Annotated in this window: 27 protein-coding genes and 1 pseudogene; 16 read left to right on the top strand and 12 right to left on the bottom strand. The window is 64.6% G+C overall.

Annotated features, from left to right (window positions below; genetic code table 11):
• The first annotated feature begins 251 nt into the window (after positions 1 to 251).
• The 8 genes from dctA to WDM24_RS39650 all read left to right on the top strand — a co-directional run bounded on the left by dctA (position 252) and on the right by WDM24_RS39650 (position 6,779).
• Complete coding sequence (dctA, locus tag WDM24_RS39685) at positions 252 to 1,568, top strand: C4-dicarboxylate transporter DctA (RefSeq protein WP_338829573.1); 1,317 nt, start codon at positions 252 to 254, stop codon at positions 1,566 to 1,568.
• Positions 1,569 to 1,592: 24 nt separating this feature from the next.
• Positions 1,593 to 2,522: a LysR substrate-binding domain-containing protein gene (locus WDM24_RS39680; RefSeq protein WP_338829572.1), complete on the top strand. Its 930-nt coding sequence runs from the start codon at positions 1,593 to 1,595 to the stop codon at positions 2,520 to 2,522.
• A 63-nt stretch (positions 2,523 to 2,585) separates the two neighbouring features.
• The gene (locus WDM24_RS39675) at positions 2,586 to 3,572 is read left to right on the top strand and encodes a tripartite tricarboxylate transporter substrate-binding protein (protein WP_338693088.1); all 987 of its coding nucleotides are present in this window, start codon (positions 2,586 to 2,588) and stop codon (positions 3,570 to 3,572) included.
• 148 nt (positions 3,573 to 3,720) lie between these two features.
• On the top strand, positions 3,721 to 4,446 hold the full coding sequence (locus tag WDM24_RS39670) for a hypothetical protein (RefSeq protein ID WP_338829571.1): 726 nt from the start codon (positions 3,721 to 3,723) through the stop codon (positions 4,444 to 4,446).
• Between the two features lie 213 nt (positions 4,447 to 4,659).
• Entirely contained in the window at positions 4,660 to 5,370 is a 711-nt protein-coding gene (minC, locus tag WDM24_RS39665; RefSeq protein ID WP_338829570.1) for a septum site-determining protein MinC, read from the top strand.
• A gap of 22 nt (positions 5,371 to 5,392) precedes the next feature.
• The gene (minD, locus tag WDM24_RS39660; RefSeq protein ID WP_338829569.1) at positions 5,393 to 6,208 is read left to right on the top strand and encodes a septum site-determining protein MinD; all 816 of its coding nucleotides are present in this window, start codon (positions 5,393 to 5,395) and stop codon (positions 6,206 to 6,208) included.
• A complete protein-coding gene (gene minE, locus WDM24_RS39655) occupies positions 6,208 to 6,486 on the top strand; it encodes a cell division topological specificity factor MinE (protein ID WP_029080499.1) in 279 nt (92 codons plus the stop codon). The genes minD and minE overlap by 1 nt, the downstream gene beginning before the upstream one ends.
• The gene (locus WDM24_RS39650) at positions 6,483 to 6,779 is read left to right on the top strand and encodes a hypothetical protein (RefSeq protein ID WP_166213405.1); all 297 of its coding nucleotides are present in this window, start codon (positions 6,483 to 6,485) and stop codon (positions 6,777 to 6,779) included. The genes minE and WDM24_RS39650 overlap by 4 nt, the downstream gene beginning before the upstream one ends.
• Before the next feature lie 23 nt (positions 6,780 to 6,802).
• Here the strand turns inward: WDM24_RS39650 and WDM24_RS39645 are convergent, their stop codons facing one another.
• Positions 6,803 to 7,606, bottom strand: coding sequence for an NAD-dependent protein deacetylase (locus tag WDM24_RS39645; RefSeq protein ID WP_338829568.1), 804 nt, complete (start codon positions 7,604 to 7,606; stop codon positions 6,803 to 6,805).
• A 143-nt stretch (positions 7,607 to 7,749) separates the two neighbouring features.
• On the opposite strand from WDM24_RS39645, the gene WDM24_RS39640 reads away from it, so the two are divergent.
• Positions 7,750 to 8,133, top strand: coding sequence for a c-type cytochrome (locus WDM24_RS39640; protein WP_166299802.1), 384 nt, complete (start codon positions 7,750 to 7,752; stop codon positions 8,131 to 8,133).
• A gap of 20 nt (positions 8,134 to 8,153) precedes the next feature.
• On the opposite strand, the gene WDM24_RS39635 is transcribed toward WDM24_RS39640, so the two are convergent.
• The 3 genes and pseudogenes from WDM24_RS39635 to WDM24_RS39625 all read right to left on the bottom strand — a co-directional run bounded on the left by WDM24_RS39635 (position 8,154) and on the right by WDM24_RS39625 (position 9,833).
• A complete protein-coding gene (locus WDM24_RS39635; protein WP_166299800.1) occupies positions 8,154 to 9,314 on the bottom strand; it encodes a LysM peptidoglycan-binding domain-containing protein in 1,161 nt (386 codons plus the stop codon).
• Positions 9,315 to 9,479: 165 nt separating this feature from the next.
• Positions 9,480 to 9,587, bottom strand: a pseudogene (locus tag WDM24_RS39630) (AsnC family transcriptional regulator); the annotation flags it as partial.
• A gap of 39 nt (positions 9,588 to 9,626) precedes the next feature.
• Positions 9,627 to 9,833: a hypothetical protein gene (locus WDM24_RS39625; protein WP_029080494.1), complete on the bottom strand. Its 207-nt coding sequence runs from the start codon at positions 9,831 to 9,833 to the stop codon at positions 9,627 to 9,629.
• A 404-nt stretch (positions 9,834 to 10,237) separates the two neighbouring features.
• Between WDM24_RS39625 and WDM24_RS39620 the strand changes: the two genes are divergently transcribed.
• A complete protein-coding gene (locus WDM24_RS39620) occupies positions 10,238 to 10,480 on the top strand; it encodes a hypothetical protein (protein WP_166213408.1) in 243 nt (80 codons plus the stop codon).
• A 150-nt stretch (positions 10,481 to 10,630) separates the two neighbouring features.
• Here WDM24_RS39620 and WDM24_RS39615 read toward each other — a convergent pair whose 3' ends face one another.
• Positions 10,631 to 11,095, bottom strand: a complete 465-nt coding sequence (locus WDM24_RS39615) for an Lrp/AsnC family transcriptional regulator (protein WP_166213409.1) — start codon at positions 11,093 to 11,095, stop codon at positions 10,631 to 10,633.
• 161 nt (positions 11,096 to 11,256) lie between these two features.
• Here WDM24_RS39615 and WDM24_RS39610 point away from each other — a divergent pair, with 161 nt between their 5' ends.
• The 4 genes from WDM24_RS39610 (at position 11,257) to WDM24_RS39595 (ending at position 14,318) form a co-directional block, all read left to right on the top strand.
• Positions 11,257 to 12,270, top strand: a complete 1,014-nt coding sequence (locus tag WDM24_RS39610) for a 1-aminocyclopropane-1-carboxylate deaminase (protein ID WP_338693073.1) — start codon at positions 11,257 to 11,259, stop codon at positions 12,268 to 12,270.
• 329 nt (positions 12,271 to 12,599) lie between these two features.
• A complete protein-coding gene (locus WDM24_RS39605) occupies positions 12,600 to 12,845 on the top strand; it encodes a hypothetical protein (RefSeq protein WP_338701709.1) in 246 nt (81 codons plus the stop codon).
• 205 nt (positions 12,846 to 13,050) lie between these two features.
• On the top strand, positions 13,051 to 13,755 hold the full coding sequence (locus tag WDM24_RS39600; protein WP_338829567.1) for a hypothetical protein: 705 nt from the start codon (positions 13,051 to 13,053) through the stop codon (positions 13,753 to 13,755).
• Positions 13,680 to 14,318, top strand: a complete 639-nt coding sequence (locus WDM24_RS39595) for a S1C family serine protease (protein ID WP_338829566.1) — start codon at positions 13,680 to 13,682, stop codon at positions 14,316 to 14,318. Before WDM24_RS39600 ends, WDM24_RS39595 begins: the two co-directional genes overlap by 76 nt.
• A gap of 23 nt (positions 14,319 to 14,341) precedes the next feature.
• On the opposite strand, the gene WDM24_RS39590 is transcribed toward WDM24_RS39595, so the two are convergent.
• The 3 genes from WDM24_RS39590 to WDM24_RS39580 all read right to left on the bottom strand — a co-directional run bounded on the left by WDM24_RS39590 (position 14,342) and on the right by WDM24_RS39580 (position 18,526).
• On the bottom strand, positions 14,342 to 15,286 hold the full coding sequence (locus tag WDM24_RS39590; protein ID WP_338693069.1) for a metallophosphoesterase: 945 nt from the start codon (positions 15,284 to 15,286) through the stop codon (positions 14,342 to 14,344).
• 82 nt (positions 15,287 to 15,368) lie between these two features.
• Positions 15,369 to 17,117 (bottom strand): NAD(P)/FAD-dependent oxidoreductase, encoded by a 1,749-nt coding sequence (locus tag WDM24_RS39585; RefSeq protein WP_338829565.1) that lies wholly within the window; start codon positions 17,115 to 17,117, stop codon positions 15,369 to 15,371.
• A gap of 185 nt (positions 17,118 to 17,302) precedes the next feature.
• On the bottom strand, positions 17,303 to 18,526 hold the full coding sequence (locus tag WDM24_RS39580; protein ID WP_338829564.1) for an MFS transporter: 1,224 nt from the start codon (positions 18,524 to 18,526) through the stop codon (positions 17,303 to 17,305).
• Positions 18,527 to 18,648: 122 nt separating this feature from the next.
• On the opposite strand from WDM24_RS39580, the gene WDM24_RS39575 reads away from it, so the two are divergent.
• Positions 18,649 to 20,403 (top strand): SWIM zinc finger family protein, encoded by a 1,755-nt coding sequence (locus tag WDM24_RS39575; protein ID WP_338829563.1) that lies wholly within the window; start codon positions 18,649 to 18,651, stop codon positions 20,401 to 20,403.
• A 7-nt stretch (positions 20,404 to 20,410) separates the two neighbouring features.
• On the opposite strand, the gene recQ is transcribed toward WDM24_RS39575, so the two are convergent.
• The 3 genes from recQ to WDM24_RS39560 all read right to left on the bottom strand — a co-directional run bounded on the left by recQ (position 20,411) and on the right by WDM24_RS39560 (position 24,029).
• The gene (gene recQ / locus WDM24_RS39570) at positions 20,411 to 22,279 is read right to left on the bottom strand and encodes a DNA helicase RecQ (protein WP_338829562.1); all 1,869 of its coding nucleotides are present in this window, start codon (positions 22,277 to 22,279) and stop codon (positions 20,411 to 20,413) included.
• A 186-nt stretch (positions 22,280 to 22,465) separates the two neighbouring features.
• A complete protein-coding gene (locus WDM24_RS39565; protein WP_338829561.1) occupies positions 22,466 to 23,680 on the bottom strand; it encodes a DUF2235 domain-containing protein in 1,215 nt (404 codons plus the stop codon).
• A gap of 64 nt (positions 23,681 to 23,744) precedes the next feature.
• Entirely contained in the window at positions 23,745 to 24,029 is a 285-nt protein-coding gene (locus tag WDM24_RS39560) for a hypothetical protein (RefSeq protein WP_338829560.1), read from the bottom strand.
• Between WDM24_RS39560 and WDM24_RS39555 the strand changes: the two genes are divergently transcribed.
• On the top strand, positions 24,021 to 24,548 hold the full coding sequence (locus WDM24_RS39555) for a hypothetical protein (RefSeq protein ID WP_175619403.1): 528 nt from the start codon (positions 24,021 to 24,023) through the stop codon (positions 24,546 to 24,548). The two genes, WDM24_RS39560 and WDM24_RS39555, sit on opposite strands and share 9 nt — an antisense overlap.
• Before the next feature lie 174 nt (positions 24,549 to 24,722).
• Here the strand turns inward: WDM24_RS39555 and WDM24_RS39550 are convergent, their stop codons facing one another.
• Positions 24,723 to 26,099 carry a VWA domain-containing protein gene (locus WDM24_RS39550; protein WP_338829559.1) on the bottom strand — a complete coding sequence of 459 codons (1,377 nt, stop codon included), beginning with the start codon at positions 26,097 to 26,099 and terminating at the stop codon, positions 24,723 to 24,725.
• Positions 26,100 to 26,101: the final 2 nt, after the last annotated feature.

The raw sequence follows: 26,101 nt of genomic DNA, 5'->3' as shown, positions 1-26,101 counted from the left end.
GTCAAACGGGGAGGCGCCCGCAAACGAGTAATGCTGACGGAGCGTGAGGTAGGCTCACGCGGCCTGCCGTCGGCCGCGCGCCCTTCGAATCAGGCCGACTCCGGCCTGTGAGCTGAGGTCACGCTGCCTGAGCTTAACTCGTTTGCGCTTTACGCAATCGCCCGCCAACGTCCCGCCGCTGCCGCATCGGTGCGTTTGCCGATGAAGTCACTCGCGCGGCCAACATCAAGATGTCCCGAGGATCGACGCCCATGTCCACCATCACCAATGACGGCGCCACCCGTCTCGACGCCGTCGCAACGCCCTGGCATGCGCGTCTTTACGTCCAGGTGCTGATCGGCATCGCGCTGGGCGCGCTGGTCGGCTATCTCTGGCCGGATGTCGGCGCAGCGCTGAAGCCGCTCGGCGACGCGCTGATCAAGATGATCAAGATGGCGATCGCGCCGATCGTCTTCCTCACCGTCGTGCACGGCATTGCGAGCCTCGGCGATATGCGCAAGGCCGGACGGATCGGCGTGAAAGCCCTGATCTATTTCGAGATCGCAACCACCGCGGCGCTGATCCTCGGCCTGATCGTGATCAATCTGGCGCGCCCCGGCGTCGGCATGCATGTCTCGGCGGATACGCTGGATTCCCGCCTCGTTGCCTCCTACGTCACCCAGTCGCACGACCAGACGGTCGTCGGCTTCCTGATGAACATCATTCCCTCGACCGTCGGCGGCGCGTTCACCAGCGGCGACACGCTCCAGGTGCTGTTCTTCGCCGTGCTGTTCGGCATTGCCCTGCAACGCTATGGCGAAGGCGGCAAGCCGGTGCTGCAGGCGATCGAGCGGCTGTCGAAGATCCTCTTCATCCTGATCGGCATGATCATGCGGATTGCGCCGATCGGCGCGTTCGGCGCCATGGCCTTCACCATCGGCAAATACGGCGTCGGCTCGATCGTTGCATTGTCGCACTTCATGCTGGTGTTCTATCTCACCTGCCTGCTGTTCGTGATCGTCGGGCTCGGCATCGTGTCGCGCCTTGCGGGCTTCAGCATCTTCAAGCTGATCCGCTATCTCCGGGAAGAGCTGCTGCTGGTGCTCGGACTATCAGGCTCGGAATCGGTGATGCCGCGTTTCATCGACAAGATGAAAGCCGCCGGCTGCGCGGAATCCATCGTCGGCCTGGTGATCCCGACGGGCTACACCTTCAATCTCGACGGCACCTGCATCTATTTGACCATGGCCAGCGTGTTTCTCGCCCAGGCCACCGATACGCCGATGTCGCTGGTCCAGCAGATCGGTCTCGTCGTGGTCTGCCTTTTGACGTCGAAGGGCGCAGCCGCCGTGCCGGGCAGCGGCTTCATCGTGCTGGCCGCGACGTTGGGCTCGATCGGCCATGTTCCGGTGGCGAGCATCGCGCTGTTGCTCGGCATCGACCGCTTCATGTCCGAAGCGCGGGCGCTGACCAACTTCATCGGCACGGCGGTCGCGACCGTGGTGGTGTCGCGCTGGGAAGGCGACCTCGACCGCGCTCAGTTCGTCCGCGCCCTCGACAATCCGGACGCCACCACGCTATCCTCCTGAGCCTTCCGGAGACGCGACACGATCATGAGAAAGTTGCCACCGCTCAATGCGGTGCGAACATTCGAGGCGGCGGCGCGGCATGTGAGCTTCACCAAGGCCGCCGAAGAGCTGCTCGTCACCCACGGCGCCGTCAGCCGCCAGGTCGCGCTTCTCGAGGAGTGGTTCGGCGTCAAGCTGTTCCGCCGCGCGCCCTCGCAACTGACGCTGACCGCAGCCGGGCAGATCTACTATCGCGAGGTCACGGCGATCCTCGATCGGCTTGCGCTCGCCTCGATGGATATGAAGCAGTACGGCTCGCCGTCGGTGCTGCGCGTCAGCGCGCCGCCGACGTTTGCGATGCGCTGGCTGATCCGCCGCATCTCCTCGTTCCAGCGCATGCGCGCCGATGTCGAGCTACGGTTATTGACCTCGATCGGGCCGCTCAACGTCAACGACCGCTCGTTCGACGTCGCGATCCGCGGCAATGTCGGCGAGCCGGTCGGCTGGATGTCGCAGCACTTCATGACCGAGCTGATCGCGCCGGTCTGCCATGTCGATCTGCTGACGCGCGGGCGGCTCGCCACTCCCGACGACCTGCGGCACCATACCCTGATCACCTATTTGACCGAGCCCTACGACTGGCCGCGCTGGCTGGCCCAGGCCGGCGCCGAGATGAGCGCGGATCAGGAGACCTTGCGGTTCGAGCAGATGTTCTTCGCGCTGCAGGCGACGCTGGAGCGCATCGGCATCGGGCTGTTTCCGCTGTTCCTCGTGATCGACGAATTGATCGCCGGCCAGCTCTGCCTGCCGTTCGGCGGCCTCGGCTTGCGCAAGCGCGAATACCGCTCGTTCTATCTAGCCGACAATGAAAGCGCCGGCGCGATCGCCGACTTCACCGCATGGCTCGCCGATGCCGGTCGCGAGACCGAGCAATTCATGATGGACTGGGGCACGTCGAAGGGCTGGAGCTTCTAGGGACGTCTTCGGGCTGGACCGTGCGGCGATGCCGGCTCTATGACAGCACGAGGGGGAACGCACATGCCCAACATCTCTCGCCGCCCATTGCTGCAACTCGCACTCGGCGCGGCGACGCTGCCGCTTGCTTCGCCCGGCGCAGGCGCGGAAACGCTTGCGCGCCCGGTCACGATGATCGTGCCGTTCGCCGCCGGCGGGCCGACCGATGTGCTGGCGCGGATCCTCGCCGAATATATGCGCAACACGCTCGGCCATCCCGTCATCATCGAGAATGTCACGGGCGCCTCCGGCACGGTGGCGGGGCTGCGCGCGTCGCGCGCGGCGCCTGATGGCACCACGATCACGATCGGGCATTGGGGCACGCATTGCCTCAACGGCGCGATCTATCAGCTGCAATATGACGTGCGCGAGTTCGCGCCGATTGCGCTGATCGCAAGCGGGCCGCAGCTCGTGATCGGCCGGCCCGATCTGCCGGCGCAAAATCTGAAGGAGTTGATCGGCTGGCTCAAGGCCAATGGCGGCAAGGCGACATCGGGCACCGCAGGTCCGGGATCGGGCGCGCATGTTGCAGGCGTGTTCTTCCAGCAGCTCACGGAGACGAATTTCTCCTTCGTGCCGTATCGCGGCGCCGGTCCGGCGCTGAACGATTTGATGGCCGGACATATCGACATCATGTTCGATCAGGCCTCCAACTCGCTGCCGCAGGTGAAGAGCGGGACCGTGAAGGCGTTTGCGGTGACCCAGTCGTCGCGCCTCGCATCGGCGCCGGAGATTCCGACGGTCGATGAAGCCGGATTGCCGGGTCTCTATATCGCCTATTGGCACGGCATCTGGGCGCCGAACGGCACGCCCGCCGAGATCGTGTCGACGCTGTCGAAGGCGGTGATGTCAGCGCTGGCCGAACCTGCCGTCCGGCAACGCTTCGCCGAACTCGGGCAGGAGATCCCGCCGCCGGACAGGCAGACCCCCGCGGCGCTGCGCAGCCATCAGTCTGCCGAGGTCGAGAAATGGTGGCCGATCGTCAAGTCCGCCAATATCAAGGCGGAATAGCCATGCGATCCTCGTGAAGGTCGCGTGTGCGTTTCTTGATATTTCCAGCAACGCCCTTCGCATCCAGCGACGCGTTGACCCGCTTCGTCCCGTCTCCTACAGGTTGCAAACGTGAGTGGCCGAACCGGCTCGACATCTGGGGCGGGCGATGAAACTACCCGAGCGAACTGACCAGCCAACCTTCTGGTTGTATGCCGTCCCATTGGTCCTCGCGCATCTCGCGTTGGGCTTTATCCTCACCAAGGGCAGCAATGGTGGGTTGGGCGGGATCGATACCGTCGTGATCATCGCGCTCGCGGCAGTGGTTGGAGGGCGGTTCAAGGATATCGGGTGGCCGGGCTGGATCGGTCCAACATTCATGCTCGGCACGATGCTGGTGATCCCGATCCTGGTCGCGGCCTACGCGATCACGAACAAGCTTCCGCCGGATCAGTTCATGGCGTTGATGAATCCGGTCGGACTGGTGGTCGGGGTTGCAAATTTTGTGTTGCTGGTCGTTGCCGGCACGATGCCGGGCAAGGAGCCCGCTGCGGCTGCTACCGCTCCCGCCGTCGAATCGGTGCAAGCCGCGGTCGAGCCTGATCCGTCGCTAACGGCCCCCGTCGCTGCCGCCGAGCCGCGTAAGGCGGATCCAATGGTGATCGGGGCCATCGCCGTATTCGCTCTCGCGGTGGTTGGGCTGGTCGTCGTCTTGGTGCTGTTTCCGCAGCAGCACGCAAGCCAGGCCCTGTCATCCCCGCCGGCCCCTCCGGCTTCAGTGTCCGCGCCATCAACTGCCGTCAGGCCGAATCAGGTGCAAGGCTATGGCCTGACCAAGGACACCGCCGACTTCCTGCGGCAAATGTCGCAGCAGCCGCGCGGGGCAAACCAATAGCGCCACGCAACTGAGCTGCCGCCTCCGTCGGCTGTTGCGAGGAGAGTGGCTAGAGCTGGCCGTTCGCGGCGTTGCCGGTCATGGTCCGTTCGCGGGGGTTCCTCCCGTCAGCCCCTCCCAACCAAATCCGTGAAAACACCCAGCTTCGTTAACCATTGATTAACCATGCGGGCCGATTGTTAACCATTCGAAAAGACAGCCGAGTCAGGGTCGATGGACGCAACTCAACAGGTCGCACGTCAGCAGGTCCGCATGCGCGGCCGTTCCTATGTTGCGTTCGTTTTCTCGCCCGTCGTGCCGGTCGTGTCCTGGCTTGCCGAGATTGATGCGACACTGGCGAAATCGCCGGGCTTCTTCACCGGCAAGCCCATCGTGCTCGATCTGTCGGCCGTCGATCTCAGCCAGGCCGCGATCGCGCATCTGGTCGGCAGCCTGGGGGAACGCAACATCCGCATCCTCGGCATCGAGGGTGTCGACGAATCAAAGCTCGCCGCCAACATGCCGCCGCTTCTGACCGGCGGCCGGGCCTGCGCGATCACCCATGTCGAACCGAAGACGCCGCAGGTGCAGGAAAAAAACAAGGACAAGAGCAAATTGCCGTCGCTGCTGCTGGAGAGCCCGGTCCGCTCCGGCCAGTCGATCGTGTTTGCCGAGGGCGACGTCACCGTGCTCGGTTCGGTCGGTTCCGGCGCCGAGGTTGTCGCTGGCGGCTCGATCCATGTCTACGGCACGCTGCGCGGCCGCGCGATGGCGGGAATCAACGGAAATTCGGCGGCTCGAATCTTCTGCCAGAGGATAGAGGCCGAGCTGCTCGCCATCGACGGCTATTACCAGACCGCGGAAGAAATCTCTGACAGCTTACGCAACCGGCCCGCCCAGGCGTGGCTCGAGGGCGAAATGCTGCGCATCACCGCTTTGAACTGACCGACCACAAGGAGAGAGAGAAATGGCCAAGGTTTTGGTCGTGACGTCTGGGAAGGGAGGAGTCGGCAAGACGACCTCCACCGCCGCGCTTGGCGCGGCGCTCGCGCAAATGGGCCAGAACGTCGTCGTCATCGACTTCGACGTCGGCCTGCGTAACCTCGATTTGGTGATGGGCGCGGAGCGCCGGGTCGTATTCGACCTCATCAACGTGGTGCAAGGGGTTGCGAAACTGCCGCAGGCCCTGATCCGCGACAAGCGGCTGGAGAACCTCTGGCTGTTGCCGGCGTCGCAGACCCGCGACAAGGACGCCCTGACGGAAGAGGGCGTCAAGCGCGTCATCGCCGACCTCAAGACCAAGTTCGACTGGATCCTGTGCGACAGCCCGGCCGGCATCGAACGCGGCGCGACGCTCGCGATGCGCTACGCCGACGAGGCCATCATCGTCACCAATCCCGAAGTGTCGTCGGTGCGCGACTCCGACCGCATCATCGGCATGCTGGATTCCAAGACGGCCCGCGCCGAACGCGGCGAGCGGGTCGAGAAGCATCTGCTGGTCACCCGCTACGATGCCGGTCGTGCCGCGCGCGGCGAGATGCTGTCGATCGACGATATCCTGGAAATCCTTGCGACCCCCTTGCTCGGCATTGTCCCGGAAAGCCAGGACGTGCTGCGCGCCTCCAATGTCGGCTGTCCGGTGACGCTGAACAATGCCGGCAGCGCGCCGGCGCGCGCATATAGCGACGCGGTGCGGCGCCTGATGGGCGAGCAGATCGAAATGAAGGTGCCGATCGAGCGAAAGGGGCTCATGGACCGGCTGCTGCGACGGAGGGCTGCGTGATGAACCTGATGCGGCTCTTTGGCGGCCGTGCAGGGTCCGCCCCCGTGGCACGGGAGCGGCTGCAAATCCTGCTCGCGCATGAGCGTGGCCGGAGCGGTGCGCCCGATCTTCTGGAGACCCTCCGCTCGGAAATCCTGAGCGTGGTGTCCAAACATGTCGATCTCGATCCCGACAAGATCGTGATCCGGATGGATCGCGGCAAGTTCGTCTCGATGCTCGAGGTCGACATCGAGGTTCCCAACGGCGTGCAACGATCAAAGATGGTGGCGGCCTCATGACGGCAGACAGCGACAGCCATATTGCCTGGCAGCGCGCGCAGCTCAAAAAGCTCCGCGCGGCGTTGAAGGCGATCGAGGCCGATCAGCTCGGCAAGGCCAATTGCGGCCGCGCCACGCAGATGACGATCGACGAATTGCAGCGCAAGATCGGCGAGTCAGGCCGCTGCATCGCCGAGTATGAGCGCCGCACCCGTCGCCCGCTGGCGACGGACCAGCGCAGCCTCGCCAGCGTGAGCTGGACGCATTGGAACGCCAACATGCCGATGGCCAAATCGCAGCGCCATCGGGCGTAGAGCGCCGGCGAGCGAGCGCTGATCTACAGCAGGAACGACAGCGCGGTCTCGCACTGGTCCTCGACCTTGAGCGTGAGCAGGTCGTCGGCGCGGGTGCGCCCGAGATTGACGGCGGCAATCGGCAACCCGCGTTGCTCGGCCATCCGCACGAAGCGGAAGCCGGAATAGACCATCAGCGAGGAGCCAACGATCAGCAGCGCGTCGGCCTGTTCGAGATGCGTCTGCGCCGAAGCGACCGTGTCGCCCGGCACGTTCTCGCCAAAGAACACCACATCAGGCTTCAGCACGCCGCCGCAGGCCTCGCAGGCCGGCACCACGAACGATGAAAAATCCTGTTCTAGGTCGGCGTCACCGTCGGGTGCACCGGTGGCATCGAGCGCGAGCCAGGCCGGGTTCAGCCGCGCCAGTTCGCCCTGAAATTGTTCGCGCGGCATCGTCGCAGAGCAGCCGAGGCAGCGGACCACATCGAGCCGGCCGTGCAGGTCGATCACGCGCTGGCTGCCCGCGGCCTGGTGCAAACGATCGACATTCTGGGTCACGAGCTGCTCGCAGCGGCCCTGTTGCTCGAGCTTGGCCAGCGCGCGATGCGCACCATTCGGTATCGCGCGGCCGAACCGCCGCCAGCCGACCATGCTGCGCGCCCAATAGCGCTGCCGCGTCGCCGCCTCGCCCAAAAATGCCTGGATGGTGACCGGCCGCGTCCGCTTCCAGTTGCCGTCGCTGTCGCGATAGTCGGGAATCCCGGAATTGGTGCTGCAGCCGGCTCCGGTCAGGACAAACAGGCGTTGATGGCTGGCAATGAAATTCTGGAGAGCGGGGTGCTGCATGGCAGCACATCTAGTGTGGCGGCTGGGCGTGCGCCAGATGCAGGGGCTTGGCGCGCGAGGACCTTTCATGCGGCCTCTGCGTTGACGGCATGGCACAAGCGACGCGGTGTTGCGAGCTTGCGCAATTGCCGACGGAGTGATCGATGCGGCCCAGATTTTTCATCGTCCTGCTTTGCGCACTGGCGTTCCTGCCGCTGCGGCGGTCCCATGGCCAGGATGCGGGCGTGTCCGGCGAGCAGGCGTTCAACAATTCCTGCCGCACCTGCCACACGGTGAAGGACGGCGATAACCGCGCCGGCCCGAACCTGCACAACATCATCGGCCGCAAGGCCGGATCGGTGGCGAATTTTCCCTACTCGGAGGCGATGAAATCATCCGACATCGTCTGGGATGAGCGCACGCTGTTGCGCTTCATCGAGGATTCGGAAGCCGTGGTGTCGGGCAACGGCATGAAGCCGTATACCGGCGTGCGTTCGGCGGAGGATCGCGCCGGGATCGTGGCCTTCCTGAAATCTCCGGGCAAATGACCGCCGGCGGAATGCCGATCTCACCGCGCCGGCAGGACGAAAACCTGGCCGGGATAGATCAAGTTCGGATTGCGGATCTGCTGCTGGTTGGCCCGATAGATCACCGCGTAGCGCTGTCCGGCGCCGAGTGCGCGCTGGCTGATCCGCCACAGACTGTCACCGCGGGCCACGGTCGTTGTCGTGATCTTCGGCACGATCACGGCGGAGGGCGAGCTCACTGCCGCGGTGGTTGTCGCCGCCGCGAGCTGCGGTGTGGCCACATCCGCGCGGCCGGACGACGCTGCAGGCGCCGGGATCGACGCGGTCGACGTCGCATCGGGAACGTTGAACGGCACCTCGGCGCGCGCGCGGACCTTGCCGGAGCCGGGATCGACGTCGTCAAGCCGGACCCGATAATCGCCGGCCGCTACGCCCTTGTTGATGGTGACCGAGAGGTGCCCCGCCTCGTCGGCCGTGGCGGATGTGATCAAGCTGTCGTTGAGATAGAGCCTGACGGTCGCGCCGGGAGCTGCCCGACCGCTGACATGGAGCTTGCCGCCCGGCTCGGTCTCGACGGCCTCGACAGCCACCTTTCCGGCCGCAGGCGCCGCGGCCGCAGGTTGCGACAGCACCCGGATCGGTTTGTCCGGCGCCATCAGCGCCACCATCGGCCGCTCCCTTGCCGCAGCCTCGAGCGCCACGGCCACGCTCTGCTTGGAAGTCACCTGCTTGCCGTCACGCGTGATGCGCAGGGTCAGGTCATAGTTTCCCGGCGGAAGCGGGCGCGGCACCATGACGAACTGGCCGGATGCATCAGCCACGATGCGATCGTGCACCTCGCCATTGCGCAGCAATTCCACCGTCGCGCCCGGCGCTGCCCTGCCGGCGACAACGGTCTCGCCGGTCGGCTCGATGCTGACAACGTCGAACTCCGGCACCGCATCGCCGCCCGGTGCTGGCGGCGGCCCTGCCAGCGCGTTGGCGAGCGCCGCGGTCTCGGTTTGCGCCTTTGCCAGCGGCGTCTTGTCCTCGTCTTGCGCGGGAACCGCCGGCGCGGATGGCGCCGTCGCCATCAAAGGCGTGCTCACGCCGAGGATTTGCTGGGTTTGGTGGATGCCGTAGACGAGCGCCGCCGTGCCGCCGGCGGCAAGTGCCAGCAACGGTATCACCAGTCTGATCGCCGTGACGTTCATGATCGTCATCCGCGGATGTCCCCGCGCGTCCGCGCGCGCCCCTGCAGCCTGAGGGGATTCCGGGTGAGACTGCGCCGATTTGCGCTGCCCATCAAGTCGAATGAGAGGATTACTCCCCCCGGGCCGCCCGGCCGACCGAGCTCACCGCCACTCTGCGGCATTGATCAGTCAGGCTCAAAACTCCGGTGCCGCATGGTCCACCACCTCCTTCATAACGAAGAAGGAGCGGGTCTGCCGCACGCCGGACGGCGCGCTCAACCGGTTGCCATGGAGGCGCTTGAAGCCGTCGACCTGCGCCGATTTTCGACGGCTGCGCATTGCCTATTGAGAGTACGACAGCTGCTCTTCCGTCACCACGCGCTCGATGTTGCCTGCTTTGCTCCTGATGCGGTATCGAAGCCGCCCGTCTGCTTCAATCGGCATGCGTTGAACGATGGTGTAGACCGCCGGCTGATCGGCCTCGGCACGACCTTGCGGCCCCTGGGCCCGGTGGTGAACGTCTTCATTCAGCTTGTAGGCATATGACATCTGTCCACCTCTGCAGTGTAGGGGGTGCTCTAGAGCATTTTCGGCTCTGATCAAATCAGAACCGAAGCTCCAGCTTTTTGTTTTGACGCGTTTTCTTCACGCGAACCGGTGTCCACTTCGCTCGAAAACGCTCTAACGCAGGACTGGGCTGTGACGCAATGGAGCTGTGGCTTCCCGTATCGACGCAACTTGCTGCTACGATTGCCGCGTCAGGCCTCTCCGGAGTCCGCAGGAGCACGTAAGTCACATTGACCGAATACGCCGCAAATAGCCACCGAATACTCGCCTTCGACGAAGGCTGTATGAGGGCGTTGGAAGGGGTTCCCCGGTCGTTTTTGCGGCCTCAATTGCCATTTGGTCTCCGCAGGCAGATGCTGCCAGCAAAAAGCGCAAGGGAGAGCAGCATGAGCAAGCCAGGTCTCGACAATCGGCATCCCAACAAGGACGGCGAAATCAGCGGCAAGCACGGCGACACGCTGCTGCGCACCCTGCGCAAGGTTTACGGGCCGGGTTTCGCGGCGGGTTATCCCGAAACCGAGAAGCTGAGCGATGTCCTGGCCGCACTGAATGAGACGTCGCTGAGCCAACTCCGCAGAGATCATCAGACCGGCCATCTCGGGCACAAGATCGCCAAGGCATCGAAGTAAGTTGCCGAGCGGAGCTAAAGCATGATCCGGAAAAGTGCGAAGTGGTTTTCCCTCGCGACAAACGCGGAACGCATTTGCGCGGAGATCATGCTCAAACAGCGAGCTAAAGCGCGATGACGATTCAACCCAATCTCATCGCGCTTTAGCGGCTCAAAACTCCAGCGCCGCATTGTCCACCACCTCCTTCATCACGAAGAAGGTGCGGGTCTGCCGCACGCCGGGCAGTGCGATCAGCTGGTCGCCATGGATGCGCTTGAAGTCGTCGACGTCGCCGGCGCGGATCTTGAGGAAGTAGTCGAAATCGCCGGCGACGAGGTGGCAGTCGAGCACGCATTTGAGCTTCGCCACCGCCTGCTCGAAGCTCGCAAAGCTCTCCGGCGTCGAGCGGTCGAGCACGACGCCGACCATCACCAGCGTGCCCTTACCGAGCTTGCGCGGCGCCACCATGGCGCGGACGCCGCTGACATAGCCCTCGTCGAACAGCGCTTGCGTCCGGCGATGGCAGGTGGCGGGGCTGACGCCGACCTGATCGGCCAGCTCGGCATTGCTGAGCCGGCCGTTCTTCTGCAGCAATCTCAACATCTTGAGGTCAATGCGATCGAGCCGGGCCGACATGGAAGAATCTCTCACTATTGGGCTGGTTTATGAAAGAAAACATAGCATCTGCGCGAAAATCAGTAATCATCAGTAGCTGCGAGGGCTGAGTTAGAGAACACCTTTCGCGCCTGGGGTGATAGGTGTGGCCGCCGTTCCAGACCACCAAAGAGGATACCAGTATGCTGGAGAAGTTCGCGCGCTATCCGCTCACCTTCGGACCGACCGCCATCGAGAAGCTCGATCGGCTGTCAAAGCATCTCGGCGGCAAGGTCGAGCTCTATGCCAAGCGCGAGGATTGCAATTCCGGGCTCGCCTTCGGCGGCAACAAGCTGCGCAAGCTCGAATACATCATCCCCGACGCGATCGCCTCCAACGCCGACACGCTTGTCTCGATCGGCGGCGTGCAGTCCAACCACACCCGCATGGTTGCCGCCGTCGCGGCCAAGATCGGCATGAAGTGCCGGCTGGTGCAGGAAAGCTGGGTGCCGCACGAGGACGCGGTTTACGACCGTGTCGGCAACATCCTGCTCTCGCGCGTGATGGGCGCCGATGTGCGTCTGGTCGACGAAGGTTTCGACATCGGCATCCGCAAGAGCTGGGAGCAGGCGATCGAGGAGGTGAAGGCCGCGGGCGGCAAGCCCTACGCCATTCCGGCCGGCGCCTCCGTGCACAAATATGGCGGGCTCGGCTATGTCGGCTTCGCCGAAGAGGTGCGCGCGCAGGAGCGCCAGCTCGGCGTCAAGTTCGACTACATCGTGGTCTGCACGGTGACCGGCTCGACCCATGCCGGCATGCTGGTCGGCTTCGCCGCCGACGGGCGCGCGCGCAACGTGATCGGCATTGACGGTTCGTTCACGCCCGCGCAGACCAAGGCGCAGGTGCTGTCGATCGCGCAGAACACCGCGAAGCTTATCGAGCTCGGCCGCGATATCGTCGAGGACGATGTCGTGCTGATCGAGGACTACGCCTATCCCGCCTACGGCGTGCCGTCGGAAGAGACGAAGGCGGCGATTCGCCTCAGCGCGCGGCTCGAAGGCATGATCACCGACCCCGTCTATGAGGGGAAATCGATGCAGGGCATGATCGATCTGGTGCAGAAGGGCTTCTTCCCGGCCGGATCGAAGGTGCTCTACGCCCATCTCGGCGGCGCACCGGCGCTCAACGGCTATGCCTACGCGTTCAGGAACGGCTGAGGCGGCTACGCTGCTCCAAACCTCCCCTTGAAAAGGGGAGGTCGCTTTGCTCGCCAGAGCAAAGTGGGTGGGGATCTGCTTTCTCCGCTTGTAGCGTCGCCCGCGGCTGACCCCCATCACGACCTTCCCCCTTTCAGGGGGAAGGAGAAGACAGCACCCTCTGCGGAAATACCGTCCCGGATTTCGCGGATCCTGTCATCGGGCGCGCGTTCGCGCGACCCGTTGGCTCCATCCGGGTTACAAGCCCCCTGCGTTGCCGCGTCAGGTCCGCGTCAGCTTCGCCCGGTAGTTTCATCGTGCCGGGCGAGTCGGGAGACCTTCGCGTGAGGATGATGAATGCGGCCGGCCGAGCCATCGCCGCGCTCGGCATTGGCATCGTCGCCGTGGGACATTGGTTCTGGGTCTACCAGAACCATGGCTATATGCCGCGCACCCGCCTGCTGGCGCTGAACAGCGAGGTCGAGCTCTATGCCGGCATCTTCCTGATCGGCGTCGGCGTGCATGCCCTCGCATCCTGGTACTGGTTCAGCGATCCGGATCCGCCGGCGCAGTCCTCGGTTCGGGAGCCGCAATAGCATCCGCCCTGGCAGCGCTGGATCATGTCCGGGTTGACATCTTAGGAACAAAATAGGAACATGTCGCCCTGTAACCTGAGGGTGTGGCGAACGCCGCATCCGCGGCGGTATTGCGTGGCCGCAGGACCGAAGACCAAGCCGCGCACCACTTGCGGATGAATTTCTCCGCCTCCTATGATGGGGTTGTGGCTGGGGAGTGCGCATCATGAGAGTTGTGATCTGGGCGGTCGTTGCGGCCGCTTGCCTGCTTGTGTCTGCAGCTCCGTCGAGCGCCCGCGGCCCCTACGGCTCGATCACGGTCGGCAACTGGAAGGGCGGCGCCTTCACGGACGACAAGAGCGGCGCGTTCACGCATTGCTCGGCGGGGTCGACCTACCAGAGCGGCATCTTCTTCATGGTGGCGATCGCCGAAAATGGCAGCTGGCGGCTGGGCTTTGCCCATGAGAGCTGGCGTCTGACGCCGGGCGAGGCCTTTCCGCTTGCGCTGACCTTTGACGGCCAGCCGGCGTTCAATGTCTACGGCATGCCGCTCGGCACCACGCTCGTGAATGTCGAGATGCCGGTGAACTCCAACCTGATCAATCAGTTCCGCAAGGCGCGCCAGATGACGGCATTCGCGCAGGGACAATTGTTTCAGTTCAACCTGAATCAGACCGGACAACTGCTGCCGGCGCTGCTCAACTGCGTCATGTCGGTGAAGAAGAACGGCGTCGCCAGTGCCGGGGAATTCGCGGTCGCGGCGAAGCCCGTGGCGGCCCCGCAGGCTGCGCACAGGCGCAGTCTGCACCGAACCCGCCACAGAAGCAGGCCAGGGGCGGAACCGGCACCGGTTTCGTGGTCAGCAGCACCGGCCATGTCGTCACCAACCATCATGTCATCGACGGCTGCAGCGAGATTACGGGTAATCTGAGCGGCGAGGCGCCGGTCAAGCTGCGGCTGGTGTCGAGCGATGAAACCAACGATCTCGCGCTGCTGCAGGCGCCATCGCCGTTCAAGGACGTTGCCAAGATCAGGCAGAATGCCATTCCGGTCGGCAACGGCGTCGTGGCGATCGGTTACCCCTATCACGGGCTGCTGACGTCCGATTTCACCGTGACCACGGGCATCGTCTCTTCGCTGAGCGGCATCCTCAACGACACCCGTTTCCTGCAGATCAGCGCCGCGGTGCAGCCCGGCAACAGCGGCGGGCCGCTGTTCGATCTCGGCGGCGGTGTGGTCGGCGTCGTGGCCGCGAAGCTCGACGCGGTCAGGGTCGCGCGGGCCACGGGAAGCATCCCGGAGAACATCAATTTCGCGATCAAGACCGGCGCGTTGCGCGATTTCCTCGACAACAGCGCGGTGCAGTACCAGATCGCCGAATGGCATGATGCGTCAAAGCGGGAGACCTCCGAGATCGCAAAGGACGCGCGCGGCTATACGCTCCTGATCGTTTGCAAGGTGAACGAACAAAGCGCGGGCGCGAAGAAGCCTTGATGGTGGCGCTGCGCTCTGCGGCGTCAATCGCCGAGGCGGCGCAGCGTGTGCACCGTGATCTCGGCCGGGCAGTTCAGCCGCACCGGCGCCAGGCTGGTGCCGGCACCGGCCGATGTGTATCCGGCAAGCTGATGGAAGCGCCAGGCGCCTCTGCCCATGCGGCGCGGCAGCCGCGCCTCCAGCTTGATCGCGATGCCGCCGGGCAGGCAGAGCTGGCCGCCATGGGTATGGCCGCTCAGCATCAGGTCGAAGCCGGCCGCCGCCGCCGCGCGATAGGATTCCGGCGTGTGCGCCAGCAGGATCGAGAACGCAGCGCGCGGGATCGCCGCTGCGGCCTTCGGAATGTCGTCGGTGCGATAGAAATGCGCGTCATCGATCCCGGCGAGATGGATCGTCGCGCCGTCGCGCGTGATCGGCTCCTGCTCGTTGAACAACATCCTGATGCCCATCGCCTCCAGCGCCGGCGTCATGCGGATGCTGTCATGATTGCCGAGGATGCCATAGCGCGGCAGCTTGATCCGCGCGCAGAGATCCCTCATCAGCGCGAGGCTTTTCTCGAACGAGCCAAACGTCTTGCCGCGATAGTCGCCGGTCAGGACGCAGATGTCGCAGGCGATGGTGTGCACGATGTCCGTGAGATGCTGCATCGCGCCGGCGCTGATGTCGGCGTGGAGATCGCTGAGCTGAAGGATGGTGAAGCCGTCAAAGGCTGCAGGCAGGCGTGCCGACGTCACCAGATTGCGTCGTACCTCGACCCGGTCGGCGTTGCGCCGCGCGCGGCCGTAGAGTCCAGCCGCCTTGAGCGCGGTCGTGACGATCCGCGGCGCCAGATTCCAGTTCTCGACATTGAACACCAATGTGCCTTGGCCGAACAGCTGCTTCTCGTGCGCGGCCTCGATCGCAAGCCGGCGCACCACGTGATGTGCGCCGATCCGCTCGACCAATCCCTGCAGTGCCGTGTCGGCCATCGTCCCCCGTGCGGCCCGCGATGCGAAGCGCGGGCCGGGACGACACTATCATGCGCGATCCCGGTGGGGATACCACTGCTGCTCAGACCATGGGAACGCGCCTGGCGGCGACCGCGGCCGGCGAGATCACCTCGATGTCGAGCGGCACCTGCCAGCGCTCGGTGAAGCGCACTTGCGGCGGCGCGTTGCCGTTGCGGCCGCCCTGCAGCACGAAGCCGTCATAGCCTGAATTCATCACCTCATTGCATTTCTGCACATAGATCGGGAAGCCGCCGATATAGGGCATGAACACGCGGGGACGGCCCGGGATGTTGGCGCCGACATACCAGGAGCTGCAGGTCGAGCGCAGCGAAACCGTGGAGACGTCGTTGACATGGGCGACCCAGGCGTCCTCGTCGTCGCGCACCGCCTCGATCGTGCCGGCGCCGATGTCGCGCATATGACTGATGCAATCCGCCAGCCAGTCGACATGCTGCTCGATCGCCTGGATCATGCTCGCGAGCACCGACGGGCTGCCGGGTCCGGTGATCATGAACAGGTTCGGAAAGCCTTCCGAGGCGAGGCCGAGATAGGCGCGCGGGCCGGCGCGCCATTTCTCGGCGAGCGTCTGCCCGCCGCGGCCGGTGATCGCGATCTTGTCGAACGAGCCGGTCATCGCGGCAAAGCCGGTCGCGGAGACGATCGCATCACACCTGTACTCGGTGCCGTCGACCACGATGGCATCGCCCGTGATGTGTTGGATCGGTGTCTTCGACACGTCGACCAGCTTCACATGCGGCAGATTGTAGGTCTCGAAATAATTGGTATCGACGCAGAGCCGCTTGCAGCCGAACACGTTTTGCGGACACAGCAGTTCGGCTGTTGCGGGATCCTTGACGATGCCGCGGATCTTCTCCCGCGTGAAATCGGCGATGGTGTCGTTGGCAGCCTGCTCGAACAGGAGGTCGCCGAACGCGCCGAGGAAGGGCAGGCCGCCGCGCTGCCAGGCTTCTTCATAGAGCCGCTCGCGTTCCTGCTCGCTCGCCTGCAAAGCCGGCTGGGCATTGAACTGAAAATAGAAGCCGGTCGGGCGCGCGCGGGCTTTGGCACGCAGCTCCGGATAATGCGCCTTGGCCTCCTTCAGATACTCCGCCGACAGCCGCTCGTTCCACGCCGGCACCGACCAGGTCGCGGTGCGCTGGAACACCGTGAGCTCGGACGCCTGCTGCGCGATGATCGGGATCGACTGGATTGCGGACGAGCCGGTGCCGATGACGCCGACGCGCAAGCCGGTGAAGTCGACGCCCTCATGCGGCCATTCGCCGGTGTGATAGATCGGCCCGCGGAAATCCTCCATCCCGGTGAAGGCCGGACGGTTCGGCGCCGACAGGCAGCCGACCGCCATGATGCAGAATTTCGCGTTGACGCTGTCGCCGCGGTCGGTCTCGATCAGCCAGCTGCCGGCCGTCTCGTCGAAGGTCGCCGCGGTGACGCGGGTGTCGAACACGATCTGGCTGCGCAGGTCGAAGCGGTCGGCGACGTGGTTGGCGTAGGCGAGAATTTCGGGCTGCGGAGAATACTTCTCCGACCAGCTCCACTCCTGATCGAGTTCCTCGGAGAACGAGAAGGAGTATTGCAGGCTCTCGACGTCGCAGCGCGCGCCGGGATAGCGATTCCAGTACCAGGTGCCGCCGACGCCGCCGCCGGCCTCGAACACCCGGGCCGTGAAGCCGAGCCCGCGCAACCGATGCAGCATGTACATGCCGGCAAACCCCGCGCCGATTACCACGGCATCAAATGAACCGGTTTCGGCAGGGCGCGCAGTCTTGCGCGCGGTGCTCTCCTGAGCCATGGCCCGTCTCTTCCCTATGTCTTGTCGTTATGGCTTGTCGTTGTATCGTTGACTCGGCCGCGCCTCGTTGGACGGGCGAGGCAAACATTAGGGCGAGCGCGGCGCGGCCCGCAAGCGCATGCGTTGCCGCGCCGGGTATGGCTCCTATGCCGCTGCGTTGACAGCAGCGGTATCCGGGCGCCGGTTCACTCCAGCCGCTCGACCTTGTGCAGCGAGGGGAACAATTTCATCCAGAGCAGCGCCACCGCGACCGTGCCGAGGCCGCCGATCAGGGCGGCGGGCACCGCACCGAACAGCGCGGCGGTGATGCCGCTCTCGAACTCGCCGAGCTGGTTGGAGGCGTTGACGAACAGATAGTTCACGGCGCCGACGCGGCCGCGCATCTCGTCCGGGGTTGCAAGCTGCACCAGCGAGACGCGGATCACAACGCTGATCGTGTCGGCGGCGCCCATCGCGGCGAGCGCCATCGTCGACAGCCAGATCTGCCGCGACAGCGCGAATACGCAGATTGCCAGCCCGAAGGCGATCACCGCCTGGAACATGCGCAATCCCACCTGCCGCGCGATCGGATGCCGCGTCAGCACGGCCGTCATCACGAGCGCGCCGACCGCGGGCGCGGCGCGCATCACGCCGAGCGCCCAGGGGCCGGCTTGCAGAATGTCGCGCGCATAAATCGGCAGTAGCGCACTGGCGCCGCCGAGCAGCACCGCAAACAGATCGAGAGAGATGGTGCCGAGGATCGCCGGATTGCCGCGAACGAATTTGACGCCGGCGAATAACTGCCCGAGCGACGGCGGGTCCGGCTCGGCCGCCGGCCGTTCCAGCCGGATCGCGCCACAGCAGACGGCAGCGAGCAGCCAGAACGTCGCCATCACGGCGTAGGGGACGGCCGGCGAGATCGCGTAGGTGAGGCCGCCGATCGCCGGACCCGTGACGATCGCGACCTGCCAGGCGCCGGTCGACAGCGCGGTGGTGCGCTGCAGCTGGCCCTCCGGCGCCACGGCCGGCAGCAGCGCCGAGGCGGCCGGGTCCCCGAATGCTCCGGCGACACCGAACGCGATCAGCACCGAGAAGATTTCCGGCACCGTCAGATCGCCGGCAAAGCTGCGCCAGCCGAGATAGGCGGCGGCCAGCCCCTGGATGATCTGGCAGGCCTGAACGACGCGGCGGCGATCGTAGCGGTCGGCGGCGTGGCCTGCGATGAAGACCAACAACGCGTTCGGGATGAACTGCACCAGCCCGACGAGGCCGAGATAGACGGCGCTGCCGGTCAGCGCGTAGACCTGCCAGCCGATCGCAACGGTGGCGATCTGGTAGGCGAATTCGGAGAAGCTGCGCGAGGCCACGAACAGCAGCAGTGGCGGGTGACGGAGCAGGTCGGCGGACGCGGTCTCGGATTGCGCGGACATGGGCCACGGATGGCGGAACAGGAGACGGTCGTCAATCTCTGTGATCTGGAGACCCTCGAATCTCGTCGGGGCCGGCGCTGTCGGATATATTCGGGCTATCGAACCTCCTGAGAGCAATAGGCATGCACATGGCGCAAGCCCGAAAGCGATCCGCCTCCGACATTGAAGCCGTGGTTCGGACCGACCGATTCGATCTTGCGGTGTTGCGGGAGATCGCTGGTGACAAAACCTTTGCTCGCGGCAGCGCTTATCAAGCGGATGGCCGGGTGGAGATCATGACGATCGGCGAGGCCCGCGTGGTTGCGCGGGTGGCTGGTACCGAAATCTATCGCTGTGAACTGACCGGGCGAGGCAAGAGCTTTTCCGGCGATTGTACTTGTCAGGCCTTCGCTGATTGGGGCTTCTGCAAGCATCTGACAGCGGTAGCCTTGACCGTCAATAATCTGGGGCCGGGCGAACTGGGGCAGGCCTCGAACCGGCTTGGCAAGATACGTGATCATCTACGCGCGAAGGGTATCGATCGCCTTGTCGAGATGGTTATTGGGCTCGCTGAGCGCGATCCCAAGTTGCTTGAAGAACTGCAACTCTTGGCCGCGCTCGACACGGCAGACGATGCCACGCTGAGCGCGCAACTCAAGAAAGCCATCACTGACGCGACCCGAGTCCGCGGCTACATCGAATATCGCGATATGCGCGACTGGGCTCGTCAGATTGATGGCGCCCTTGATCGCATTTCGGTTCTGCTCGAAGGCGGGAGAGCGTTGCTTGTCCTTGCGCTGCTGGATCATTTCTTCGCGCGAATGGACGAGGCCTTGACCAAGGTCGATGATTCCGATGGCGGCGGAGGGGCCTGCTACGCACGGGCTTGCGAAATTCATCATGCTGCCTGCGAGCAGGCAAAGCCTGATCCCATCGGATTGGCGCGCGTGTTGTTTGCCCGCGAAGTCAATTCCGACTGGGAGTTCTTCTTTGGCGCGAGCGAGACCTATGCTGACGTCCTCGGTGCGGCGGGGCTCGCCGAATACCGCAGGCTGGCAACCGAAGCGTGGCAGAAGGTGAAATCCAGGCGAGGGAGGCGAACAGAGGTCCAGCCCGGCGGAGAATATGCGCTTCGAGCCATGATGGAGCGTTTTGCTGAACGAGACGATGATGTCGACGGGATCATCGCCATTCGGGCGAATGATCTGTCGACCGCGTATCACTATCTCGGCGTTGCTCAGCTCTGTCTCGACAACGGGCGGGAACAGGAAGCGCTGAAATGGGCCGAAGAGGGGCTGTGGAAATTCGAGGATGAGCCCGACAAACATCTGGTTCTCTTTGCTTGTGATCTGCTTCAGCGCAGCGGACGAAATGAAGACGCCAACGAACGGCTCTGGAAGCTGTTCAGTCGGGAACCCAGCGTCGAACTGTACTTGCGATTGAAATCTGCCGCCGGCGATGACAAGGCCCAGATCCTCGTCCGCGACAAGGCCATCGCTGCGCTGAGCGTCCGGGCTGGGAACTCGGGCCCGCAATCGGAATGGAGCGTATTCGGAGCAGCCGACGTTCTAGTTCGAGTGCTCATGGCGGAGGGACTGCTGGCGGACGCATGGGTGGCCGCCGGCAAGCACGGATGCCGCGAAATTCTGATGGAAGAACTTGCCAAGGCGAGCGAAGCGGATCTCCCTGCCGAGGCGTTGAAGGCCTATGCTCAATTGGTAGAGCGCAAGGTTCGGCTGGGTGGCCAGGGCAACTACGGCGACGCACACGCCATGATCAAGCGGATGCGGCGGCTTGACGGAGCCGCCCAGCATTCGGCCTACCTCGCCGATCTCATGACGCGCCACAAGGCGAAGCGGAATTTTATCAAGCTGCTGACGTCGAAGAAGACCTCGTGAGGAAGGTTCAGCCGTCGTTCGCCTTCACCAGCCTGATCAGCTCGTCGCCATAATGCTCGAGCTTCTTGTCGCCAATCCCGGCAATGTTGCGCAGCTCATTCAGCGTGTCCGGCCGCATCGCGGCGATGCCGTCGATGGTGGAATCGTGCAGCACGACATAGGCCGGCACGCCACGCTGCCGAGCCACCTCGGAGCGCCAGGCGCGCAGCGCTGCATGGAGCGCGGGGTTGGCCGCCGCGCCCTTGCCGTCGGTAGCCGGCGCCAGCTCGCCGCGGCGCGACTTGCCGCGGATCGCGCGGTTGCGTGCGCCTTCCGGCTGCTCGCGCAACATCACCGCGGTCTCGCCCTTCAGCACGCCGCGCGCGCTGTCCGTCAGCTTCAGCGCGCCAAAGGCGTCGCTGTCGGCGCGCAGATGGCCCATCGCCACCAGCTGGCGCAGCACCGCGCGCCATTGCTTCTCGTTGAGCTCGCGGCCGATGCCGAACACCGACAACTGGTCGTGGCCGAACTGCTTCACGCGCTCGGTCAGCCGTCCGACCAGCACGTCGATCAGGTGCATGGCGCCAAAGCGCTGCCCGGTGCGATAGGCGCAGGAGAGCAGCTTCTGCGCGAGCACCATGCCGTCGCGGACCCGCGGCGGCGTCAGGCAGTTGTCGCAATTGCCGCAGCTTTCCTCCGCGCGCGCCTCGCCAAAATAGCCGAGCAGGCGCTGCCGCCGGCAATGCACGGTCTCAGCCAGCGCGACCAGCGCATCGAGCTTGCCGATCGAGACGCGCTTGAAGGCGTCGGAGCCGGTCGATTCGTCGATCATGCGGCGCTGCTGCACGATGTCGGAGAGGCCATAGGCCATCCACGCAGCCGAGGGCTTGCCGTCACGGCCGGCGCGGCCGGTCTCCTGGTAATAGGCCTCGATGCTCTTGGGCAAATCGAGATGCGCGACGAAGCGCACGTCCGGCTTGTCGATGCCCATGCCGAAGGCGATGGTCGCGACGATTACGATGCCGTCCTCGTTGAGGAAGCGGTCCTGATGCCGGGCGCGCACCGACGCATCGAGCCCGGCATGATAGGGCAGCGCGGGAATGCCGGCCTCGCTGAGCGACGCCGCGACGTCCTCGACCTTGGCGCGGGACAGGCAATAGACCACGCCGGCGTCGCCGGCATGCCGCTCCTTGATGAAGTTCTTCAGCTGCGTGGTCGCGTTCTGCTTGTCGACGATCTCGTAGCGGATGTTGGGCCGGTCGAAGCTCGCGACGAACTGCGGCGCGTCGGTGAGCTGCAGCCGCTCGGCGATCTCCTTCCGCGTCGACGCATCCGCGGTCGCGGTGAGTGCGATGCGCGGCACATTGGGGAAGCGCTCGGCCAGCGCCGACAGCCCGATATATTCCGGTCGGAAGTCATGGCCCCATTGCGACACGCAATGCGCCTCGTCGATCGCAAACAGCGCGATCTGCGCCTGGCCGAGCAGATTGAGGCAGCGCGGCGTCAGCAGCCGTTCCGGCGCGACATAGAGCAAATCGAGATCGCCGGCGAGCAGCCGCCGCTCGACCTCGGAGGCTTCCTGATAGGACAACGTCGAATTCAGCACCGCGGCGTTGACGCCGGCTTCGGTGAGGCCGGCGACCTGGTCGCGCATCAGTGCGATCAGGGGCGACACCACGATGCCGCAGCCGTCGCGCAGCAGCGACGGCAGCTGGTAGCACAGCGACTTGCCGCCGCCGGTCGGCATCAGCACCAGGCAATTGCCACCATCGGTGACGTGGCCGATGATCTCTTCCTGCGCGCCGCGGAAGCCCGGCAGGCCGAACACGGAACTGAGCACGGCGCGCGCGTCGCGAGGCGGCGTGGATGCGTGGTCGAGGGCGGGCTGGGCAGTCATGATCCGAGATAGGGTGTTTCGAGTTCCGTGGTCGAACGATTCCGGAACAGAACATGTTAATACACCCTCCTGCGATAAACTCAATTCAGGCGTTGGCTGCCTGTCGCCTGTACGTCTGTGTCACCTGCAAGCGGCCGAGCCGCGGCCGCAAGCGGATCGGGCGCAGTCGATCGACGTGCAGCGACGTCACACCGTCGGAGCAGGTGGCGGCGGCGTCATCGGCTCGACCTTGTAGGCCTTAGGCATGTTGATCGGCCGGTAAGTCGAATCCTTCTCCATCCGCTCCAGCACCGAAGCATGGATGGTGGAGTCGTTCGGAATCGGCCGCGGTTCGCCCATCGGCAGATAGAAGCCGAGGAAGGATTTGCGCGCGGGCCATTCTTTCCATTTGTCGCTCTTCGGGATCCATTCCAGGATTTCCCAGGCGCCCGTCAGTGAATTGTGCAATGGGGCCGTCGCGCTCGGCGGCACATAGGCGTGCGTGCGCGGCGGCAGCGGCATCCCCCAGGCGAGATGATCGATCAGCGCCTGGTCCATAGCTAGCCCGGCGGCCTTGACCTGCTCGAGCATCCAGATCAGCGGAAATTTTGACGGCCCGCTCTGGTCCTCCGGATAGCCGCCGCCGACGTCGGAATGCACGCCGGCGAACCAGACCTGTCGGATGTCCTGCTCCACCGCGGTCGACGGATCGAACGGATCGGCGCGGAATTTCTGCGGCTCGATCCAGCGGTTGAGACGAAACATGCGCCTACGCTCGTCGATCGAGATCGCCTGGCGGAAGCGCTTGACGCTCGAATTGGTGCGGGTGAACAGCAGCGTCTGCAGATCGAACAGGAAGTTGTCCTGCCGCGGCACGATGATCGAGGCCACGGTGTCCCAGACCCCGACGAACTCGATATCGATGTTGCGGCCGCCGGCGATCTGGCTGAAGTGCCAGGCTTCCTTCAGCGGGGCATCGTCGAATGTGCCGTCCGGCTTCTGGGCGTCGGAGCTGGCTTTCTTGTAGGTGTTGAACGCGTAGCCGGCGATGTCGAGCTGGTCGACCGGCAAGAGGCCCATCACGCGAACGAAGGCAGCCAGCACGCGCGCGGTGTAGGCGCCGCGGCTGAAGCCGAACATCCAGACCCGGTCGCCCGGCTCCCACGTCCGGCACAGGAACTGGTAGGCACCGAGCGTGTCCTTGTCGAGACCGGCGCCAAAGGCCAGCCCAAGCAGGCCGCGCACCTGCTGCTTGAAGCGGCCCCAGGTGTTTTGCAGGCCGATCGTGCCGAGGCCGGGATGGTAATAGACCCGCTCGCGCTCGTTCTTGTCGGTGACGCGAAACAGCTTCAGCACATTGGAAATATTGGCGCCGATCTCGTTGCCGGTGCCGTCGCAACAAATCACAATATCCTTCGGCATCCGTTGCCCCCGCGGTCGCCGTGAAAATCCGCGGCCTCAATGTACGGCAGAACGCGGGCAAGATTCAATCTCCAATAGAATACGGTTCTGTGTACCCGGCGTGAACGCGGCCGCCGCGCAACCCGAATCCTCTGGCCGCCATTGGCATCAGCTGCATACTGGCGCTTGAGGACGATCCGCAGAATTCAATTGCAACACTTTGGAAAAGGTGGGAATCTGCCTCCTGATCATTACAGTATTGCGTCGATATTTTCTCCCTTTCGGGGATTTCACCGGTGCGCGCGATCGTCTTGCCTGCGGCTTTGCGCAGCGTCCTCACCATGGACAGAAGCGGATCGGCATGAGCCATCAAGCTCTCGTGACGGTCATTCTCGCGGGTCTGGTGGTGATTGCGTTCGGACTGTTCTGGTGGGTCGGCAGCTATTCCGATCGCGTCTTTGCCAACAGATTCCGCAGCCGCTTTCCCGAGAAGACGTTGAGCTACAGCGGCGACCAGCTCGGCGAGCTGGTCCAGTCCGATCTCCGGATGAAGTATGTCTTCCCGATCCTGTTCCCGCTCGATCTCGCCGTCATGCTGGCGCTGGCCGGCGCGATGGGGGCGGCGTCATCGTACTGGCTCAACCTGTCCTACCCGCCGGCGGCGTGGCTCGGCCTCGTGGTCCCGGCGGTCTATCTGCTGAGCGACCTGATCGAGGATTTCCTGCTGGGCTGGCTGTTGCTGCGCGGCGATCCGCATGGAGCAGCGCGATCGGCCTCGATCCTGAAGGCGATCACGACGATCAAGCTTGTCAGTATCTCGGCGTCGGTCGCGCTGACGCTGATTGCATTCGCCGGGTGGCTGTTCCACGGCGACGCGCTTCGTCTCTAGAGCATTTCGGTTCTGATTGAATCAGAACCGAAGCTCTAGCCTTTTGTTTTGACGCGTTTTCTTCACGCGAACCGGTGTCCACTTCGCTCGAAAACGCTCTAAAGCGCGACAAGCATGATCTTCCCGGAAAACCGCGTCGCACTTTTCCGGGGCATGCTTTAGGCCGCCAGCGGCCTATTGATACGTCGCCACGATGTCGGAGACGGCGCGCTCGAGCTGCTGCGCAGTCGCGCATTGGCGCACCACGGTGCAGAACGTCGCGTAGCGCGGCATCTCGGAATCGCCAAAGCCCCAGACCATGCGGCCCTCGGGGTTGAGCCACACCAACCGCTTGGAGCGCTCGCCGATGCGGCGCAGGATGTCGGCGCGCGGATCGAGATTGTTGCTGCGGGCGTCGCCGAGCACGATTACCGTGGTCTGCGGCGTGATCGCGCTCATCCAATTGTCCTCGAAATCGGCGAAGGAATTGCCGTAGTCGGACGAGCCGAAGCCGACCTTGGACATGATCTCCTTCATCGCCTCTTCCGGCGATTTCGATTCCAGGATGTCGCTGACCTCCATCAGATGGCCCGAGAAGGCGAATGAGCGGACGTCGTCGACGACCTCGTGCAGGCTGTGGATCAGCAGCAGGAAGAAGTCCGAGACGCGTGCGACCGAGCCCGAGACGTCGCACAGCGCCACGATCTTGGGCCGATCGCGATGCTTGCGCTTCCACGCGGTGAGGAACGGCACGCCGCCCCAGGCTGCGTTCCGACGCAGCGTGCGGCGGACGTCGAGATGGCCGCGGCGCTGGCGTTTGCGCGGCTTGGAGTAACGCTCGCGCAGCCGGCGTGCGATCCGGCGGATCAGCGCGCGCATCTGCTCGACCTGACGCGGCTCGATCCGCGCCAGCGGCGCGTTGCGCAGGATCTCGTTGCGCAGGTTCTCCGCTTCTTCACGGCCGTAGAGCAGCAGGGCTTGCGAGACGGTGTCGCGCACGGTGCCGCGCAGGCCGTTGAGCGCCTCCTGCAGCCGCTCAGCGAGCCCCGGATTGCGCGTGGTCAGGTCGTCGATATCGTCGCGCAGGCGCTGGATGCCAATCGCATCCAGGATGCGGGTCTGGAAGATACCGCGCTGGGTGAAGTAGCGGATGTCGGGCAGCGAGGCCGCGCCGGAGGCATTGGCGATCGCCGTCGATATCGCGGAGCGGTCCTGCGACAGCAGCATCTGCGCCAGCGGCCCGACATTCTCGTTGGCGGCACCGGCGGCCGTGTCGCCATGCTCATCGGCGGACGGATTGCTGCCCTGCTCGCTGTTGTCGTCCGTCTTGCTCTGCTCAGTGCTCTCCTGCTGCGGCTCGGGCTGGCTGAAGAACAGGTCAAAGCAGTCGCCGAGCGCCCGCTTCTCGTCCTGCGTCTTGGCAAGCGTCAGCAGGAACGTGTCGCGCAGGATGTCGCGGTCGGCAAAGCCGACCTGGGCAACCGCGCGCATCGCATCGATGCTTTCGGCGGGCGAGACCCGGACCCCGGCTCCCCGCGCCGCACGAAAGAAGCGATGCAGGTTCTCGCGCATCT

Source organism: Bradyrhizobium sp. 27S5 (assembly GCF_037217225.1).
Lineage (GTDB): Bacteria > Pseudomonadota > Alphaproteobacteria > Rhizobiales > Xanthobacteraceae > Bradyrhizobium > Bradyrhizobium septentrionale.
This window is presented reverse-complemented; position numbering and strand designations above follow the sequence as displayed.